We start from the raw sequence: 20290 nt of genomic DNA, 5'->3' as shown, positions 1-20290 counted from the left end.
CTTAGCGTCATATCTACCCAACTGGGAGCGTCATTATGGAAAACGACTTAATCCGGGATCATCAAACCATTCTTCTAACCGGAGAAAGTGAGCAAGAAAAACGCGAAGAGCTACTGAAATATTTCGACCAGACCTGGCGTCTTTATGAGTCTCTGTTTGAAGTGATCAATAACGATGAAGCTTATTACAAAAAAGCGGAGCCACTGCGCCACCCGCTGATTTTCTACTTCGGTCACACCGCCACTTTCTTCATCAACAAACTCAAGCTCGGCAAGATCATTGAAAACCGCGTCAATGAACACTTTGAGTCTATGTTCGCCATAGGCGTTGATGAAATGTCCTGGGATGATCTGGATGACGCGCATTACGACTGGCCCGCCGTGGACGATGTGAGAAGTTACCGTGATGAGGTTAAAACACTCATCGAATCCACGATCCAATCGATGGAACTGACGCTACCCATCACTCAGGATCAGCCTGCCTGGGCGATCTTGATGGGAATAGAACACGAGAGGATCCATCTGGAAACCTCTTCCGTGATCATCCGCCAGCTTCCTCTGGAAGATGTTTCCTCACACCCCGTCTGGGCTTCCTGTACCGATACGGGTTCTGCGCCTGAAAACAGCTTGGTGAGCGTTGCCGGAAAACACGTCACCTTAGGCAAAGGTGAAGATGACCTCACTTATGGATGGGACAACGAATTCGGTCAGCAAAGCTGCCAGGTACAGGACTTTAAAGCGTCTAAGTTTTTGGTTTCCAATCAGGAATACAAAGAATTCGTCAAAGACGACGGCTATCGTCAGTTGCGTTTCTGGAACGAAGAAGGACAAGCCTGGCTTGAATATACCCAAGCCGAAATGCCCAGATTCTGGCGTTTAAAAGAGGGCGTTTACTGGCAGAGAAATCTGACTGAAGAAATCCCGCTGCCGCTGAATTGGCCGGTAGAAGTAAACCAACTGGAAGCCAAAGCGTTTTGTAACTGGAAAGCAGAGCAAAGCCAAAAGTCTGTCCGCCTGCTTACCGAAGCAGAATGGCAATTACTGCGTGACAATATCGAAGAAGACGCGCCTGTCTGGCATGAAGTCCCGGGCAACCTTCAACTGGCATTTTATGCTTCATCCTGCCCTGTGAATCGCTTTGGGCACAACGGCATTTACGACGTTATTGGTAATGTCTGGCAGCACACTGAAACGCCTATCGATGGCTTTAGCGGATTTGAAGTTCACCCACTGTACGACGATTTCTCTACCCCAACCTTTGATGGCAAGCACAACCTGATCAAAGGTGGCTCTTGGATCTCAACCGGAAACGAAGCCATTCGTGGCTCGCGCTATGCGTTCCGTCGTCATTTCTATCAGCATGCTGGTTTCCGTTATGTCGAATCGGATCAGAATCCGCAAGACATGGTATCGATGAACATCTATGAGACTGATGAGCTTATCTCCCAATACCTTGAGTTCCACTATGGTGATGAATATTTCGATGTGCCCAACTTCTGCGTCAACGGCATTGCGCAGGTAATGCAGACGATTCAGGTGAGAAACAACGCTCGTGCATTGGATATTGGCTGCTCTGTCGGACGCGCCACTTTTGAACTGGCAAAACACTTCGGTCATGTTGATGGCATCGATTTCTCGGCACGCTTTATCCAGCAAGCCTACGCTCTGACTGAGCAAGGAGAGAAACGCTACACCATTCGCACCGAAGGCGATCTCGTCGAGTTTAAGAGCGTCACGCTAGAGAAGCTGGGTTATTCACACCTGACCTCTAAAGTGAACTTTATGCAGGGCGACGCTTGTAACCTCAAGCCTCAGTACACTCAGTACGACTTGGTTTATGCTTCAAACCTGATTGACAGGCTTAACGATCCGAACGCTTTTCTGACCAGTATCAGCGAGCGCGTTAACCAAGGTGGTCACCTTGTGATTGCTTCTCCTTACACCTGGCTGGAAGAATACACTGAGAAGAGTAAGTGGCTTGGTGGTATCAAAGTGAATGGGGAGAATCACACCACGCTGGATGGGTTAACCGAGGCGTTGATAGGCGAATTTGAACTGGTGGCAGTAAAAGAAGTGCCGTTTGTTATTCGTGAAACCCAACGCAAGTTCCAGCACACCTTGTCTGAAATGAGCATCTGGCGAAAACGCTAACTCGCAGATAAGAACTTAAAACAAGGGCTCTGTTTAGAAGCCCTTTTCTTTTGCTATTTTGTTTTTTGATAACTTAACGCAATTTCTGCTGCAAAGTAAAAACTCGGACTTGGCAGTGCAGCACTTATTTATTATGTACTTACTATCGCGAATTTTTACAAACCAGCCTAAAATCGGAAGGTATCATATACAGCCCGCCAAAAATAACACCTTCATCTGTAGTCCATTTCATATCAATGCTAGCTTTAGTACCATCTTCAACTAGCTCAGTAATAGGGTACTGCTTACCTAACATATCTTTGTGAAGTGTTTTCATATCGTCGTCTAAAGTGTCAAGAAACTCAGGGTAAATATATAGCACTTCAACTACATCTCCTGCTTTAACCTCATTACCATCAATATCGACCATTTACTTACCTATACCGTAACTGCCCTTCTATATAATCGACCAAGGGTTAAACCCCATTGATTCTATGGCATCCAACCCATTTAAAAACATAGAGTTAAACAATCCCATTATCTGTTCTTGGTTGTAAAAAATAAACAAAGTCTTGCCAAAAGCAGGCACAAGATAAATTTCATGATTTTATATCGACTCGCAACATCCTTTGCTCCACTTTCTCCTTTCAAACAAGTCTGAGTTTTCACTTCTCCTAAACTCAGGTTTTCAAAGGGCTCTGGCGATCTTTTCACATTGGAATGACAGAAACCCACAACTTATTGTTCAAAAAACAACCTACCAATCTCAACAATGACACTTTACTTTGTTTATATATAAAAACAACATTTATATAGGAAAGCTTTTATCGTAACCAATTTGGATGGTAGCGACAGACATGTCATACGAAAAATCGACAAGGATAAAAGGGCTTGCCTGGGATCATGAACGCTGCTGCGGTCCGCTTGATGCCAGTATCCCTTTGTTTAAAAAGAACAACCCACATATTGAAATCCAGTGGGACAAGCAACCGCTCAGTGCATTTGGTGAAGGTGACCTGAATCAGGTGCTGAAGCAGTACGACTTGCTCATCATCGATCACCCTTTTATCGGGGAAGCCAGTGAGGGCAATTACTTCCACGATCTGAAAAACCTGCTGCCAGATGGGCTAATAAAGGCTCACTCGCTTGATGCTGTTGGTCCCTCGTTCGAGTCTTATTGCCACAATGAGCAATTGCTCGCTTTGCCTATTGATACGGCCTCTCAGGTAGCGGTCAGCCGCCCCGATATAATGGAGTCTCAGGGTTGGCATTTGCCCAGAACTTATCAGGAGCTGATTGAACTGAGCAAAGCGGTGCAGAAAAAAGGGCTTTACATCGGCTACCCTGCTGCCGACATCGACATCATGTGCAGTTACCTCACCATTAGTGCCGCACTTGGTTCTCCACTGAAAGATGATGGAGCATTTACCGATTTCACTACGTTTTCAAAAACCATTGGCATGCTCAAAGAGATGCTTTCATTTGCTCATCCTGACTCGCTCGAATGGAACCCTATCCAGTGCTATGACTATATGATCGAGCATGATGACATTCCCTATTCCCCTTTAGGTTTTGGCTACCTGAATTACTCTGCCAGTGCTTTTTCTACCAAGCTCAGTTTTCACAACATTGTGGCTTTCAACAATGAATTACCAGCCCGCTGCGGGCTATTAGGTGGGGCGGGAATTGCCATAAGCAAACACAGCGACAAGCCACAAGAAGCTACCAAGTACCTCGCCTTTCTTTGCTCTCCTGAATATCAGAGTTCGGGATACATCTTTGCGGGCGGTCAGCCAGCGTTTGGGGCAGCCTGGCGCAACAAGCAAGCCGACGAGCAGTTTGGGCATTTCTTCTCTCAAACCCTTGAGGCAACAGAGCAAGCTTACCTGCGCCCAAGGTTCTCTGGGTTTATGACCTTCTTTCGCAGCGCGATGCCAGTCATTGCCAGCCTTGTGACCAGCGACTCTGGCAATACATCTCAAGCTTGGAAAGACCTATCTGAACGATTCAAAACCTGCCAGCCATCTCAAGCCAAGACAATAAAGGATTTTTAGCATGAACAAAGCACTAAACGGCGTCAAAGTTCTGGATTTCAGCCACCTTCTTCAAGGTCCGTTTGCTACCCAGATGCTAGGAGACATGGGGGCTGACATCATAAAAATTGAGCGACATGGAAAGGGCGACTTGTTCCGTAGCCTCACGTTTTTCAATAAGTGGGTAGGAGGAAGCGAAAGCCCTAACTTCCTGGCCTGGAACCGCAATAAACGTTCTCTGGCGGTCAATTTAAAAAATCCAGACGTGTACCAGTGCATCATGGAAATGGCAAAAACGGCCGATGTGGTGGTTCAAAACTTCCGCCCGGGGGTATTGGATAAATTGGGCTACGGTTATGAAGATTTTAAAGCAGTAAATGACCGCATTATCTATTGCTCGGGTTCAGGGTACGGGGAGAGCGGACCTTACCTGAGCCGACCGGGCCAGGACATGCTGGTTCAGGGTTTGACGGGTCTGGCATCCAACACCGGTCAAGCCAGCCAGCCACCGGTACCGACTGGCGCGGGTATTGCCGACCAAATTGGTGCCATGAACATGGTTTATGCCATTTTGTCCGCTCTGTATTACCGCGAGAAAACTGGAAAAGGGCAGAAACTGGAAATCAACTTGCTGGCGGGAATGATGGCGCATCTGGGGCAGGAATACCTTACGGTACTCAACCTAGATCAGGATTTTGAACGCCCGGATTCAGGGATTGGACACCCGGGAATGGACGCACCTTTTGGTGTTTACCAGTGCAGCGATGGCTTTGTCAGCATTGCCATGAGCCCGTTTTCAACACTGATTGATGTGCTAGGTGCTGACCACCTTTCAGCCTACGACAACCCTCAGGTTCTGTTTGATAAACGAGATGAGATCTGGGAAGCCATCAACAAAGAGACCCAGAAATTCACGCAAGCCGAACTTATGCAACGTCTGTTGGAAGCCGACGTATGGTGTGGCGAAATAAAGGATTTTCGTCAGGCAAGTGAAGACCCGCAGGTCACGCACCTCGGCATGATCACTGAATATCAACACCCTACTGCGGGCGACGTAAAAGTGGTCGCACCCGCGGTAACCATGAGCGAAACCCCTCCCAAGATTGACCGCCCGGCGCCTTTAGTTGGGCAACACAGTATCGAAATCCTTCGCGAACATGGAATCGCGGAAGAGCTGATTGAAAAACTGACTCAGTCAGAAGATGTAACGGTGCAAATGAAGCATGAAAGCCAGGGGAAGTAGGTTCTGGCTGTTATGCCGTATTGCTGTCGGATGTATTCCTCATCAAGAGGTAAACACCATCTAGGAGAAGCAAAATATGAAAGGATTCATAACCAAAGCAAGCCGTCTGGCGTTGCTATCTGTCTCGCTGATGACAGCAGGAATCGCTGTCACCGCTGAAGGGCCTAAAACAGCCGGATACATAGTCAACTACGCCACCCACGAATGGTATCAGAACGTGATCAAGGGGATGGAACAGCGCGGCAAAGAACTGGGCGTCAAACTGGAAGTGATCGACGCCAATCTGGACATCGCGAAGCAGGTCTCTGCCGCCGAAGATTTCATGGCGAGAAACGTGGATGTGCTGATCATTACGCCAGTCAACGAACAGGGCGTTGTCCCTATTCTTCGCCGGGCAAAAGCTAACGGTATCCCGGTAGTGCTTGAAGGCAGCCCAGCCAAAGGCATGCAAACCTTAGTCGCCATCTGTGACTACGACACGGGTTACAACGCGGGTGTCGAAACCGGCAAGCTCGCCAAAGACACCATTAAAGGACAGGTAAGAGTAATGAACGTTGGTCTACCTCTTCTTTCTGCGACCGTGCTTCGCAGCCAGGGATTTATGGACGGCTTACAAACCATTCTGCCTGATGCGGTGATGGTGCATGATCTGGACGGAGGCGGTAACCCGGATCGCTCTCAGGAAGTCTCTTCTGCGGCACTGGCGGCAGACGCCAAAATCAATGTGATATACGGCATCAATGATTCATCGGCGTTAGGCGGTTTGCAGGCATGGCGAGCGGCTGGTCTGTCTGAAGATCAACTCATCGTAGTGGGTACAGGTGGTGAAGGTCTGGCATTTCTGAACGAAATGTCTAAAGAAAACAGCCCGCTAAAACTGGAAGCGGCTATGTTCCCTGAAAAAGTAGGATTTACCACAATGGACACCGCAGTGGCGCTCTACAAAGAAGAAAGCCTGCCTGAGCATGTTGTGAGCCCAACCACCACGCTGACTCTGGCGAACTACAGCAATTATTACTCTTACGACGGCAAGTCCCGTCAGATCCAGTGGGACACCGTCAACAGTCTGGTCCCTGCGAAAAAGTGTATGAAGTACGCGTCTGATCTTTAAAGGCTATGGCGGCAACAGGAGTTGTTGTCGCCTGTTCGCAAAAACTAGTAGGAGTAAGGCTATGGATAAGCCGTCTTCGCCTGCATTTTGGCAGAAGATCAGTCACTCAAAGTCGTTGTTTCTGGTGATATTGCTGGCAGCACTGATTATTGGACTCAGCATTTCATCGGATCGATTTCTCACGCCAGCGAATGCAGTCGCAGTGCTGCATCAGTCATCGTTGGTGCTCATCGTTGCGGTGGGCATGACACTACTTTTGATTAGTGGTGAAGTGGACATCTCAGTTGGCGCGGCAATGGGATTTGCTTCTTGTGTGGTGATGGATGTTCTCAATGCTACGCATAGTCTGCTTGCGGGTATTGTGGCTGGGGTTTTGTTTGGTGTGGCTGTGGGCGTCTTCAATGGATTGGTCACAACCCGCCTAAAAGTAAACTCACTGATTGGCACCATTGCGACCATGATGATTCTGCAGGGTGGTGTCTTTTTGTATACCCGTGAGGCTATCCAGAACCACCATCAACTGCCCGCATTTTCCAGCGTCGCTACTGGCTATTGGCTAGGCATTCCCGTTCCGATCATCATTGCCATTGTCGCAGTCATTATTGGTGGCGTGCTCTTATCCCGAACCCGTCAGGGTCGCCTTATTAGTGCCGTTGGAGCCAATCAGAATGCGGCTAAACTGTCGGGAATTTCCCCCAGTAAAGTTAAGATAACCGCGTTTATTATCTTGGGCGCATTAACAGGGATTGCCGCCGTCATTCTGGCATCACTTCTGAATGCGGGTCAGCCAACCGCCGGAAAGGGCTTTGAGCTGATTGTGATTGCGGCGGTTCTGTTAGGTGGCACCAGTCTGTTCGGCGGCAGTGGTTCTATTTTAGGGACGGTGCTGGCAGTGATGATTTTAAAAATCATCGATAACGGAATCATCATTCTTGGCTGGAATCAGGACTGGCAAATCATCATCCCGGGCGTGTTTCTTATTCTCGCGGTCTACCTCGACATAGTAAGGAGGAAGGCGTCTTATGAATGAGCAGAATCCACTAATTCAAATCGATAACCTCACTAAGTCTTTTCCTGGCGTGAAAGCGCTGGACGGTGTGTCACTAGAGCTTTTTCCGGGCGAAGTTCTGGCGCTGATTGGTGAAAACGGTGCGGGAAAATCAACGCTCATCAAGATCCTGTGTGGTGTATTTCCCGCTGATGAAGGCAGCGTTTCACTGAGTGGAGATGTGATGCATTTCCAGACCCCTTCCGATGCGCTTAAAGCCGGGATCAAGCCTGTCTTTCAGGAGATCGCTCTCATCCCTGAATTTACTGTGGCTGAGAATATCTTTATGGAGAATCACCCGCTCACCTCATTTGGGACCATTGGCTGGAAAAGCATTCGACAACAAGCCGCAGAACTGTTCGATCAACTGGGGTTCGACTTAGATCCCGACGCTAAAGTCGCTGACTTGCCCATCAGTCAGCAGCAACTTGTCGAGATCACCAGAGCCATCAGTTCAGACGCCAAAGTCGTGGTGATGGACGAGCCAACATCTTCACTCAGCCCGGCCGAAATCAAAAACCTCTTTGTGGTCATCAACAAGCTCAAAGCAATGGGTATTGCAGTGATTTACGTCAGCCACAAACTCGACGAGTTATTTGAGATCGCCCAGCGTTGTGTGGTGCTTCGAGACGGCTGCCATGTGTCCACCAAAGCCATGTCTGAACATACTCACGACACCCTAATCCGAGACATGGTGGGCAGAGAGATAAGCGACCTTTTCCCGAAAACCGAGCATCAAACCAAGGAAACTCGATTGGAAGTCAAAGGCGTGAACGCAGGGCAAAAACTGAAAAATATCGATTTTCATGCACGTTCCGGTGAAGTAGTTGGCTTTTTTGGCTTGGTTGGCGCGGGACGTACAGAACTCGCCAAAGTACTGGTTGGATACGATCCAATCAGCGAAGGCGAAATCCACATCAACGGAGACCCCCTCAAACCGCACGATACTTCAAAAGCAAAATCCTTGGGGATTGGCTTGATGAGTGAAGACCGCAAAGAGGAAGGGTTGATGCTGGAAGCCGATGTGCAAAGCAACATGAGCCTTGCCTCGCTGGAAAAACTCACCCAGTACGGATTTGTCAGCGACAGCCAAGAACAGCTGTCCTGCGATGAATTTGTCGACCGATTCAAAATCAAAATCACCTCCTTATCGCAACTGTCCGGCACCTTGTCTGGCGGAAATCAGCAGAAAGTGATGCTGTCTCGCTGGCTGATGTACGGGCTATCGGTGCTGGTGGTGGACGAACCCACAAGGGGAATAGACGTGGGGGCAAAATCGGAAATTTACGCTCTGATCGATTCGCTGGCCCAACAGGGAATGTGCGTTGTTGTCATGACCTCTGAGATGCCTGAGTTATTAGGCTTGTGCGATCGGATCTATGTGATGTCTGAGGGAAGGATCACTGCCGAGTACCCACGCAGTGAAGCAACACAGGAGAAGATACTTGATGCAGCCATCCAATAGTTCCAACTCACCCAACTCTGCCTGGAGCTGGCTGATCAAGCATAACGAGTTTGCGCTGGCGCTATCTCTTTTAATGATCATTCTGGTGTTTTCTCTGCTGTCTGAACATTTCTTTAGTGTCAGGAACCTCACCAATGTTTTTGGTCAGGCGTCGATCATTCTCACCTTGTCTATTGGCGTCAGTCTGGTGTTTATCTCCGGGGAAGTCGACATCTCTGTTGGTTCGCTGGTCGCGGCCGTCGCCATTCCTCTTATTGAGGTGATGAATGTCACCGAATCAATGACCCTTGGGATCTTAGGTGCGCTCGCCTGCGGTCTGCTCATCGGCGTGATAAACGGGTATCTGGTCGTCTACCTCAGGATCAACTCTCTCATCGTCACGCTGGGTACGCTGTTCATCATTCGGGGCGGGGTTTACCTCTACACCGGAAAAAAGGCCATTGCCGATGAAGTCTATTTAGAATCTTTCTTCCAGCTCGGAAACGGGCGTTTTATGGACGTGCTCCCATACCCTGCCCTAATTGCAGGAACTTTGGTTATCCTGCTCGCTTTTGCCTTAAGGCATACGCGCTTCGGGCGCAAAGTCTACGCCATTGGGGGCGATGCCAAAGTAGCACGGCTTGCAGGGTACAACGTGCAAAAGGTGAAGTTCACCTGCTTTGTGCTCTGCGCCTTGATCTCAACCGTAGGCGGAATACTACTGGCATCTCGATTAGGGTCGGCGGTTCACCTGGCGGGTCTGGGTTACGAATTTCAGGCAGTCGCCGCCGCGGTGCTGGGTGGAATCAGTTTAGCAGGCGGAATCGGCAGTTTGGTTGGCGTGCTTCTTGGGGTACTGATTCTGGCGTTTGTCTCTAATGGCTTAGGCATGCTCGGAGCCCCAACAGAATGGCAATTAGTGGTCACCGGCATCGTGATCATCATTGCGGTCACGCTCGATTCAATGAAAAAACAATAGGTAACACTATGACCAGACTCAATGGAAAAGTTGCGGTAGTCACTGGCGCTGCCGATGGTATCGGTCAGGTAATCGCGGAAACCATGGCAAAGGAAGGAGCGTCTGTCGTCCTCGCCGACATTCAGGAAGAGAAAGGACAGCAAGCCTCCCAAAGTATTGTGGAATCCGGAGGCAATGCCCTGTTCATCAAAACCGACGTGAGTCAGGAAAAAGACATGCAGGCACTATTGGAACAGACTGTTCAGCGCTACGGTAAGTTAGATATTTTAGTCAACAACGCTGCCGTCGCCATTGGAGGCATGCCGATAAATGAAATGACCGAAGATCAGTGGCAGAACATCATAGCCGTCAATTTCAGCAGCGTGTTCCGAGGTTGCAAGTTCGCCATTCCACATATGATAAAAAATGGCTCGGGTTCCATTATCAACATGGCGTCTGCACAGGCACACAATGGGTTGCAAGGCTGGAGTGCGTACGCAGGTATTAAGGGAGGAATCATCGCCATGAGCAAGCAGCTCGCCGTGGAGTTTGGTCCCAATAATATCCGAGTTAACACCATTTCTCCGGGCACCATCAGCACTCCTATGGTGGAGAAGGTGATCCGTGAAAGTGAAGACGGCGAATCCATTATGCGCTCCTTTGTAGACATGCACCCAATAGGTCGAATTGGCAAGCCAGAAGAGGTAGCAGAAACCGCCGTTTATCTTGCGTCTGACGCTTCTGGTTTCACTACAGGGACGGACATCCGCGTCGATGGCGGATTATGCATTACGGCTCGTTACAAGCCGGATAGCTGGTACTAAAGTCGACTAAGCAGGGGGAATCATCGTTATGAGTTTAGTAAAAGCCAATCGCCCAGAAATAACGTCACTAAAAGCGCTCGCTTCGCGGGTTGAGAGTGGAAGCCGACTGTCAGTAGGTGGTCACCATTTTGCCCGGCTGCCCATCGCTCTGATTAGAGAGGTATGTCAGCAACGAGTCACTGGTTTGCGCTATTTTAACTGGGCTGGTGGCTTGCCTCTTGAGATGTTGCTGGAAGCGGAAGCCGTCGAGAGTATCGATATCTGTTTTTCTAGCCTTGATGTGTTCGGGCTTGCGCCAAAGTTTCGCCAAGCGGTCGAAAAACAGGGAATACCGATGACCGACTGGCCGGCTTTGGCGTTGACTCAAAGCCTGAGAGCCGCCGAGCAAAACCTGCCCTTTCTCCCTATGCAAAGCCCAGTCGGCTCAGAACTGAATGAAACCTGCCCGGCACTCACTCCCTATTTCGATGAAGAAAGCCAGCAAACGCTGTCACTGGTCAAAGCCCAAATGACCGATGTATTGCTGCTTCACGCCCCTCGTGCTGATGAATCAGGAAACGTCGAACTCTATGGCGCTCATTCGCTCGACAAATTGGTTGCTGGCGCGGCGAAACAGGTGTTGGTGACCGTAGAAGAAATCGTCCCAGATGGCACCTTACAAAAGGGATTGAGAAACACCATCATTCCCCGAAATAAGATTAGCGCGATAGCGGAAGTCCGAGGCGGCTCGTACCCTTGTTCTTGTCTGCCTTACTACACCACGGACTACCAAAGATTGATGGAGATAACCCAAAGCTCGCAACCTCTGGAATCCGAATTACAGCAGCGCGAAGTGCCAACACTGATCCAGCAAGCTGCACAACTTCCATTGAGTGATCTTTTATCCTCCTACTCCGCCTTATCAACCGATGAGAAGGACTCGCCAGCAACCGCTGCCGATATCATGACCATTCGGGTTGCCAGAATGCTGAGTAATGAAAGCTACGCCAGCGCCGGGGCAGTATCCCCTCTGGCAAACGTGGCTTACCGGTTGGCAAAAGCCAGTCATGCACCAGACATGATGTTCACCACCTTTAGCGGCGGCACCGTTGATATTCAGGCAGGCACCATGAGCTTAACCTTGCTGGAATCGATGGACACGCAAAGTGCAGCAGGGCATACCGGCGGTGAAGATACCTACTGGACTGCCTATCAGGGAGGTCTGGTCAGCCATGAAATTGTGGGAACTGCGCAGATTGATGCCAAAGGCATGACAAACACCTTGTCTATCTCTAAACCCAACGGAGGCTTCGTGCGTTTACCCGGACAAGGAGGCATGGCTGATGTCGCAAACATGCATCAGCATTTTATGGTTTACTTACCCCGCCACACCCCTCAGGCACTCGTTGAACAAGTCGAGCTATGCAGTGCAGGTCGGCGACTTGTGTCAGAAGAAGAACGCAGGAAGTACGGTTATCAACCGGGCAAAATCACCCTTATCACCAATCTGTGTTTGTTCGAATACGATGAAGAAGAAGGGCAACTCGTGGTCGTGGAAACCATGCCCGGCGTGAGCAGACAGACCATCACAGAGCAAACCGGATTTAAAGTCCTGTTCTCTGACCTGTGCCGAGAAATGGAACCAATACGGGACGAGGAGTTGGCGCTACTAAGAAACCAGATCGATCCGCTGGGGATAAGAAGGCTGGAATTTGTCAGCGCTAAAGAACGGCAGACATTACTCAGCAGTATAATTAATCAGGATCGTCAGTTAGTCACTGCGTTACTCAAACCATCGGCTTAGGTTCAGAAAACATTTCGTACAGGTGCACAATGGCAAACAGAGAAAGTAAGTATTCAGTTCCGGCAGTAGATAAGGCGCTCAGTGTTTTAGAGCTGCTGTCTGAGTCCCCGGACGGAGCAACCCAGACAGAAATTGCGCGTTTGCTTGGGCGCTCCATCACCAGTCTGTATCGAGTGATTCAGGTGCTTGAAGAAAAAGGTTACATCTATTCCACGGGTCCCAAGTCCACCTATCACCTGTCTTTGAAAATGTTTGAAGTGGCCAATCGCCATTATCCGGTGCAGACTCTGGTTGAGGCTGCTCACGTGGAAATTAAGTCCGTGTGCAAAGCGACTCTTCAAAGCTGCCATATTGCGCTTCTCAACGGTGAAGAGATCATCATCATCCACCAGCAAGATCCCCCTCTCGGAACGCATTACTCTGTCGCGACAGGCAGTCGTTATCCGGCTCTGGAAACCAGTTCTGGGGCAGTAATGATCGCTTATTCAGATCAGGAAGTTCAGCAGACGTTCTACGACTCTTTGCCTTCAGACAAAGAGAGAAAAGCGCTAAAAGAAAGGCTGAATAACATCATCCAGTTAGGGCATGAGCGAATGGAATCGCAAGTGGTAGCGGGTATTCTTAATTTGTCTGTCCCTCTGTTTGACTACCGAAATCGGGTGGTTGGCGTGGCGACTTTGCCTTTCCTTTCTCAAAAATACGCTCAGGAAACCAGCCCGGAAGAAGCACTCGAACTGCTTAAAAACGCCTGTAAAACCATTTCCTGTAACCTCGGTTACCAGCATTCTTAGACAGGCAGGCATCTCATTCAGTGGCACCCGAATTCATATCAACGGACGATAATCGGAGGTAACAATGTCAAACGACAACGCCTTGTTTACCAGAATCAAGGAAGAGCTATTCAGCGCCGTGATTGGCGATGTCATGGATAAAATGGGGTATACGCAGCAGTTCTTTCCCCCTTATCTCACCACTTTGCGACGAGACATGGTGATTGCTGGCAGAGCCATGACGGTATTGGAAGCTGACGTATTTGAGGAAGTTTCTTCTGAAAGCGCCAACCCAATAATGGCAAAGCCTTTTGGGCTGATGTTTGAAGCATTGGATAGCCTGAAACCCAACGACGTATACGTCTGTACCGGCTCATCTCCGGACTACGCGCTCTGGGGAGGGCTCATGTCTACCCGAGCGATAAAACTCGGTGCCGCTGGCGCAATACTGGATGGCTACATCCGTGACAGCAATGAAATCCTCTCACTCGATTTCCCGATCGCAAGCCGCGGATGCTACGCACAGGATCAAGGTCCGCGTGGCAAGGTCATTAACTACAACGTCCCTCTAAGAGTGGGGCAAGTACAGATTCAACCTGGAGACATCATTTTTGGTGACTGCGATGGTGTGATTTGCATCCCTAAAGAAATCGAAGACGAAGTGATTTCCAAGGCACTGGAAAAAGTGCGCGGTGAAAGCGAAGTGCGAAAAGCTCTTGAAAATGGAATGAGCACCGTAGAAGCGTTTGAACGATTTGGCATCATGTGAGGTAGAAATGGAACTCTATATCGGCAGTTATTCAAGTCATCTTGAAGGAGTCATCACCAACGGGAAAGGCATATACAAAGTCAGCTTTGATCCGGAAACCGGGCAGTTTGGTCAGGCGCATTTGCATTTGAAGTGCGATAACCCCACGGCACTTGCTATCTCCTCTGACGTGAAAAATCTCTACACCGTGCGCGAGGTTTTTCAGCATAAGAACCCGGCGATGATTCACCTGCACTCAGATGAAACCCACACGGTTTGGAATGTTCAGGGTGAACTGCCTTGTCATATCGCTTTGCATGAAAATCCGAATTTTATTACCACCGCTCAATACTGGACGGGAGAAGTTTCTCTGTTTCAATTTAACGAACAGGGAGGTGCTCAACTCATTCGACATATAGAACATCAGGGCACCGGACCGAATACCAACCGTCAGGAAGGTCCTCATGCTCACTATTCCGCCTTCACAGATGGCGGTTATCATCTGCACTCTTCTGACTTAGGTGCGGATAAAATCTGGAGTTACGAACTGGACGATTCGGGCAAAATTCTTAACAGCGCATTTTGCGACGTCCCCTCTGGCTGTGGACCAAGGCATATGGTCATCAGCCCAGATGAGCGATTCGCCTATGTCTGCTGCGAACTGGATGAAAGTTTGCTGGTACTTACTCGAGAAGATCTTGGCTGGCGTTTTCATTCTCAAATCCAGGCTTTTGATTGCGATAAAGAGACCGAAGGATCGGTTTCTGCTATTCGGCTTTCTCCTAGCGGGCGGCACCTGTACGTGTCTGGAAGGCGACAATCTCGCATCGCTCATTTCACCATCGATGCCCAAACCCAGTTACCCAACCGGGCAGGCGATTTTGCAACGGGTGGTGAATGCCCAAGAGATTTTACCTTAACCCAGGATGGTCAATGGATGCTGATAGGCAATCAATACACAAATCAGGTGGTCAGTATGAGGTTGAATCAGGAAACTGGTAAACCTGAAAAGATATCTGGAAAACTCGATGTGGGAACCCCTGTTGCTATTCTCGAAATCCCCAATGCCAATTAGCACCTCATAGCACGACCCAAGTCTAATTTACTTTTCCCTGCTGCTTTTTTACTCTGTAAAGAAGCAGTCAGTTATTAGACGTTACGCAAGGAAGCCGTATGCCCATTGTATTCACCGATGTTGTTACCCAGACCCGTTCTCACCCGCTTTCCATATCTAACTGGACAATCCAAGAGAATCAGAATTGGGGGATATTTTGCGCCAAAGGCGACATCGGAGAGCAGCTTTACCATGTGCTTTCACAATCCATTGAATTGAAAAGCGGGCAGTGTGAAGCAACCGATCTTCGCATCGCTTACGTGTCTCTCAGCCAGCAGCAAGCACTTCTGGAGCAAGAACTTGCCGACGATGACACCGACTTTATGGACAGATTCGACAATGGCTCAACCGTGCGCGAGTTGCTTCTCAGCGATGAAAACAATCAGGAAGACGTGGAAAAACTCATCCAGCAACTCGATCTGGAGCATCTGCTGGATCGTGGTTTTCGTCTGCTCTCAACAGGAGAAACCCGTAGGCTAATGCTGGCGAGAGCCGTGCTGGAAAAACCAGACCTCCTGATTCTCGACGAGCCCTATACAGGGTTAGACATTGCCCACCGAACTGCCCTCGCTCCCTTTCTAGAAGCGTTGAGTGCGCAAATGCGGTTACTCATTCTGGTCTCACGTGAAAACGAGCTACCAGAATGGATAGAGCACATAGCCCTTTTTGATAATGGCAAACTCACGCAAAAATTGACCAAATCGGAATGGCGGCAGCACCCCATCATCAATCAGATCAATGCGCAGACCCAGAAACAAAGTGAGCAGGTGCTTGAGCTGTATAACAAGTACCAGCATCAGACAGAGTTTTCTGATCCTCTGGTGGAGCTGACAAATGGCAAGGTTGAGTATACGGATCAGAAGATCTTCTCTGGTGTAAACTGGCAAATCAGGCACCACCAGCATTGGCAGATCCGAGGTCCAAACGGGTGCGGGAAGAGTACTTTACTGGGGCTTATCTTTGGTGACCATCCACAATGTTACAGCAACGATATCCGACTGTTTGATATGAAGCGCGGCAATGGCGAGACGGTTTGGGATATCAAAAAACACATCGGTATGGTGTCGTCCGCGCTGCACTTGCAATATCGGGTCAGTTGCAAAGCCATCGAAGTGGTTTTGTCTGGCTTTTATGACTCCATTGGGCTTTATGAAGCATCAAGTAAAACGCAAGTTCAAATGGCGCAAGAGTGGCTCGCCATTTTCCACATGAGTGACATTGCCAATCACCCTTTCCGTGAACTCGAATACGGGCAACAACGTTTATTGTTGATTGCCAGAGCGTTGATCAAGCGCCCTGCTCTTCTCATTCTTGATGAGCCTTATCAAGGTTTGGATTTCCTGGGAAGACGCTTAGTAATGAATTCGTTAGAACTGATTGCAAAACATAACCTTAGTCAGCTTCTTTTTGTCTCTCATTACGAAGAAGACGCCATAGAAAGCATTCATCATTTCGTTGATTTTGTACCCAGCGAAGACGGTGAAAGCTATGTCGTAAAGATAACCTAATAGGTGCTATCGCTCACATAACATACAATCACTTCACCAAAATCATTGACGTTTTTTTGCTCAAACATCAACCTAACAAAAGTTCGACAATCAAACTTTTGTTAGGTTTTTATATGACAGAACGCGAACAACAAATTTTTCAACTGATTAAGCAAGATCCCATGATCCCGCAGCAGGATATCGCGGATAAACTCGGGATCAGCCGAAGTGCTGTTGCGGGTCATATCATGAATATGACCCACAAAGGCATCATCCTAGGGAAGGGGTACATTTTGTCAGAGTCTAAATATGCCGTCGTGATTGGCGGTGCCAACATGGATATTTTAGGTCAGCCACAGCAAGCCATGCACCAAGGGGACTCCAACCCTGGCGTGGTCTCATGTTCACCGGGTGGTGTAGGCAGAAACATTGCTGAAAATATTGCCCGATTAGGCACAGAGGTCCGGCTCATTTCCGTAGTAGGAAACGACACCTACGGTCAACTCATCATTGATAAAACTCGTCAGGCTGGCGTCGATGTATCTCCGGTCATGAAGCTCTCCGATGGTACTACTTCCACTTATCTTTCACTGCTGAACGAAGATGGCGACATGCAGGTTGCTGTATCGGATATGTCGATTCTGGATAAGCTGACCATCGAATCTCTGGAACCGCATATTGAAGTACTAAAGCGTGCGGAAGTGATCGTCGTAGACACCAACCTGAGCGAGTCGGTACTGGAATACATCTTTAGCCAGTTTGCAGATAAGCCGATTTTTGTGGATACGGTTTCCAGTACCAAAGCAGTCAAAATCAAACCTTATCTTTCACATATCCATACCCTCAAGCCCAATATCAAGGAAGCGCAATCCCTTTCGGATCTACCGCACCACGACGCCGATGACCTCGAAACAATTGCCGACTGGTTTTTGAATCAGGGCACGCAGCGCATCTTTTTGAGTCTTGGAGAGGAAGGAGTCTTTTACAAAGACGCTCAAGGATCTCAGCACTTTCCAACTGTGAGTACAGACATCAAAAATGCCAATGGTGCAGGTGATGCTTTCTTAGCGGGCTTAGTCCATAGCTACATCAATAAATGGTCGGTCGAGCGAAGCAGCGAATTTGCAATGGCAGCCGCCAGCGTTGCCTTGTCGGATGTCGCTACCATCAACCCTAATTTCTCAGAAAATGCCGTTAAGCGCGTTTTGAATGAAGCTGAATGTTAAAGGAGACGAAATGTTAACTCAGTATTTGGATATTGCTCCTGAAGTTGCTGACGCAATCGAATCTGGTAAGCCTGTGGTGGCTTTGGAATCCACTATTATTTCTCATGGTATGCCTTACCCGCAAAACGTCGAAACGGCACTGAAAGTCGAACAAACCGTAAGGGATAATGGCGCGATTCCAGCGACTATAGCGATTTTACAAGGTCGCCTGAAAGTGGGCATGAGCCATGAAGAAATCGAATATTTGGGCAAAGCCGGGCAAGATGTGATTAAAACCAGTCGCCGAGACATTCCGTTTATCGTGGCTAAAAAAGCAGATGGCGCTACCACGGTTGCCTCAACCATGATTCTGGCGGCAATGGCAGGCATCAAAGTGTTCGCAACAGGTGGCATTGGCGGTGTTCATCGTGGTGCTGAAACCAGTTTTGATGTGTCAGCCGACCTTCAGGAGCTTGCTAACACCAATGTTGCTGTAGTGTGTGCTGGCGCGAAGTCTATTCTCGATATTGGCTTAACACTGGAATACCTTGAAACCCATGGTGTTCCTGTCATTGGCTATCAAATCGACACACTTCCGGCATTTTACACCCGCGAAAGTGAGTTCGGCGTCGACTACACCTTAGAGACCCCAGAACAAATCGCCATTGCCCTTAAAGCCAAATGGGAACTCGGGTTAAATGGAGGTGCCGTCATCGCCAACCCAATTCCCGAGCAGTACGCGATGAACAAAGCTGAGATCGATGAGGTAATTGCTCACGCCATCGAAGAAATGGACAGCAAGGGCATCAAAGGCAAAGAATCTACCCCTTTCCTACTGGCTAAAGTCGCTGAAAAAACCGCTGGTAATAGCCTCGCTTCCAACATCCAGCTTGTCCTGAATAACGCCAAGTTAGCAGCGCAAGTGGCTTCAAGTTTTTGATTTGACACGGTGTGCTCTGCATTAGTGGGGCGCACTCTCTTCCCTTTAAATCTAAAACTTTGACCTACCTCTAAACATTCCGTATCTCATTTAATTTACACGTCTTTTTGAGTTGTAATTGCAAATATGCAACAAGGAAAGTATTGTGCAATCACTCATTAAAGATCCCATTAGAGATATTAAGAAAAACGCTCTTCTCGCTAAACTGGATTACACACTAAACAAGAAAAAGCTCTTCAAAGAAATAGATCGTATACCCGAAACATCTGGAGCGGGGGTGGTTTACATTGATAGCAATTTTACGGTAGTGGAGTTAAGGAAGTTTCAATCTACCTGCAGAATTAACCCAATAAACATTATTCTTCGAGAACCTCCAAAACAAATCACACCTCAGCAATTTGCTACCCAAATAAAGTCTTCAAATCGAGAATCCAAACTTGTTGGTGAAGCCGTTGGTGCGGGGCTAAGTTGCGTATCTGCTGTGATTGGCTGGGTTGTTGTGGTTGGCAGCTCTGCTGCAATTCCAATTACTGGTGGTACTAGCGCCGCAGTAACGTATCTTGGTTATGCAGCTGCTGTTGCATCAACTGCACAATGCGCCGTTGGCGGAGGTAGATTTATTGCAGAAATGACGAACCCTAAAGGACTAGATTGGCTCGACAGCCAAGAGTGGTATCAGAATACTGCGCGGGCACTCGATTTGGTTTCACTAGGTGGAGTTGCTGCCTCTGGAGCTCTTACTATAAAAATGGTTGCCAATCTTAGGAGTACAACCTCTAAGTCAACGATGGAAGTGCTCAAAGGTCTGAATCGTCAGGAGAGAGCTAGATTAACTAGAGAGATTTCTCGACAAAACCTTAACAATGTTTCAAATAAGGCTTATAAACAACTACTTAAGGCTGGGTTGGTCAAGCGCAGACACTCTAACATGGAAATCACTAAAGCAATCAGATTACAACTAAAGGATGCGATTGGTGCTTCGGTTAGTTTTACGGGCAGTGCTAGTTCGGGAACAGTTAACGCGCTCGCGATTGGTGTCTATGAGGAACTAAAGTTTGAGTGATGATAAACATATCCACCTAACGATTAAGAGCGTAGCTTCCGCACTTTCAGTTATCCTACTCCTTATCATTGGTGGATCGTTAACGATGTCGCTTATTGAAGCTACTTTTAACATCGGGGAACGATTTGGCTATTTTTATTACTGGGTAGTGATGATGGGCATAGCCATCATGCTCGTCTGTATCCCTAATGGAATGATGATAATCCACGGGTTGAAATTTTTTAGCCAGGTTAACATGTACAACTGTTACTTCCAATTGGCTACAGCTCTGGTTTTATTCAAAACAGGACCTGTCTGGCTATACATATCCTTGTCTAACGTCGCAATTCCACTTCTATGCTTTTTCTTATTAAGGGGAAAGTCATACAAAAACTTTGTCGAGTTCTATTA

Annotated in this window: 17 protein-coding genes; 16 read left to right on the top strand and 1 reads right to left on the bottom strand. The window is 48.3% G+C overall.

Annotated elements, in window-relative coordinates; translation table 11 throughout:
• Window positions 1-35: 35 nt before the first annotated feature.
• Window positions 36-2150 (top strand): 5-histidylcysteine sulfoxide synthase, encoded by a 2115-nt coding sequence (ovoA, locus tag INR79_RS02840; RefSeq protein WP_223095958.1) that lies wholly within the window; start codon window positions 36-38, stop codon window positions 2148-2150.
• A 142-nt stretch (window positions 2151-2292) separates the two neighbouring features.
• Here ovoA and INR79_RS02835 read toward each other — a convergent pair whose 3' ends face one another.
• Complete coding sequence (locus INR79_RS02835; RefSeq protein WP_223095957.1) at window positions 2293-2559, bottom strand: hypothetical protein; 267 nt, start codon at window positions 2557-2559, stop codon at window positions 2293-2295.
• Window positions 2560-2986: 427 nt separating this feature from the next.
• Here INR79_RS02835 and INR79_RS02830 point away from each other — a divergent pair, with 427 nt between their 5' ends.
• From INR79_RS02830 to INR79_RS02760, 15 genes are all read left to right on the top strand, one after another.
• Window positions 2987-4183, top strand: coding sequence for an ABC transporter substrate-binding protein (locus tag INR79_RS02830; protein WP_223095956.1), 1197 nt, complete (start codon window positions 2987-2989; stop codon window positions 4181-4183).
• 1 nt (window position 4184) lies between these two features.
• Complete coding sequence (locus INR79_RS02825) at window positions 4185-5405, top strand: CaiB/BaiF CoA transferase family protein (protein ID WP_223095955.1); 1221 nt, start codon at window positions 4185-4187, stop codon at window positions 5403-5405.
• A 76-nt stretch (window positions 5406-5481) separates the two neighbouring features.
• Window positions 5482-6516, top strand: a complete 1035-nt coding sequence (locus INR79_RS02820; protein WP_223095954.1) for a sugar ABC transporter substrate-binding protein — start codon at window positions 5482-5484, stop codon at window positions 6514-6516.
• A gap of 61 nt (window positions 6517-6577) precedes the next feature.
• The gene (locus INR79_RS02815; RefSeq protein ID WP_223095953.1) at window positions 6578-7546 is read left to right on the top strand and encodes an ABC transporter permease; all 969 of its coding nucleotides are present in this window, start codon (window positions 6578-6580) and stop codon (window positions 7544-7546) included.
• A complete protein-coding gene (locus INR79_RS02810; protein ID WP_223095952.1) occupies window positions 7539-9029 on the top strand; it encodes a sugar ABC transporter ATP-binding protein in 1491 nt (496 codons plus the stop codon). Before INR79_RS02815 ends, INR79_RS02810 begins: the two co-directional genes overlap by 8 nt.
• Window positions 9013-9987, top strand: a complete 975-nt coding sequence (locus INR79_RS02805; protein WP_223095950.1) for an ABC transporter permease — start codon at window positions 9013-9015, stop codon at window positions 9985-9987. Before INR79_RS02810 ends, INR79_RS02805 begins: the two co-directional genes overlap by 17 nt.
• Before the next feature lie 8 nt (window positions 9988-9995).
• Window positions 9996-10790, top strand: coding sequence for an SDR family NAD(P)-dependent oxidoreductase (locus tag INR79_RS02800; protein ID WP_223095948.1), 795 nt, complete (start codon window positions 9996-9998; stop codon window positions 10788-10790).
• Between the two features lie 28 nt (window positions 10791-10818).
• A complete protein-coding gene (locus tag INR79_RS02795; RefSeq protein ID WP_223095946.1) occupies window positions 10819-12573 on the top strand; it encodes a CoA-transferase in 1755 nt (584 codons plus the stop codon).
• A 29-nt stretch (window positions 12574-12602) separates the two neighbouring features.
• A complete protein-coding gene (locus tag INR79_RS02790) occupies window positions 12603-13364 on the top strand; it encodes an IclR family transcriptional regulator (RefSeq protein WP_223095944.1) in 762 nt (253 codons plus the stop codon).
• A 64-nt stretch (window positions 13365-13428) separates the two neighbouring features.
• On the top strand, window positions 13429-14112 hold the full coding sequence (locus INR79_RS02785; protein WP_223095942.1) for an RraA family protein: 684 nt from the start codon (window positions 13429-13431) through the stop codon (window positions 14110-14112).
• 7 nt (window positions 14113-14119) lie between these two features.
• Window positions 14120-15166, top strand: coding sequence for a lactonase family protein (locus INR79_RS02780; RefSeq protein WP_223095940.1), 1047 nt, complete (start codon window positions 14120-14122; stop codon window positions 15164-15166).
• A gap of 98 nt (window positions 15167-15264) precedes the next feature.
• Complete coding sequence (gene modF, locus INR79_RS02775; protein ID WP_223095939.1) at window positions 15265-16713, top strand: molybdate ABC transporter ATP-binding protein ModF; 1449 nt, start codon at window positions 15265-15267, stop codon at window positions 16711-16713.
• A 113-nt stretch (window positions 16714-16826) separates the two neighbouring features.
• On the top strand, window positions 16827-17918 hold the full coding sequence (locus INR79_RS02770) for a PfkB family carbohydrate kinase (RefSeq protein WP_223095938.1): 1092 nt from the start codon (window positions 16827-16829) through the stop codon (window positions 17916-17918).
• A gap of 10 nt (window positions 17919-17928) precedes the next feature.
• Window positions 17929-18837: a pseudouridine-5'-phosphate glycosidase gene (locus tag INR79_RS02765; protein WP_223095936.1), complete on the top strand. Its 909-nt coding sequence runs from the start codon at window positions 17929-17931 to the stop codon at window positions 18835-18837.
• A 145-nt stretch (window positions 18838-18982) separates the two neighbouring features.
• Window positions 18983-19900, top strand: coding sequence for a hypothetical protein (locus INR79_RS02760; RefSeq protein WP_223095935.1), 918 nt, complete (start codon window positions 18983-18985; stop codon window positions 19898-19900).
• Window positions 19901-20290: the final 390 nt, after the last annotated feature.

Source organism: Vibrio sp. SCSIO 43132 (assembly GCF_019904195.1).
In the GTDB taxonomy this organism is placed as follows: Bacteria; Pseudomonadota; Gammaproteobacteria; order Enterobacterales; family Vibrionaceae; genus Vibrio; species Vibrio nigripulchritudo.
The sequence above is the reverse complement of the archived record's forward strand: the minus strand, read 5'-3'. Positions and strand labels throughout refer to the sequence as shown.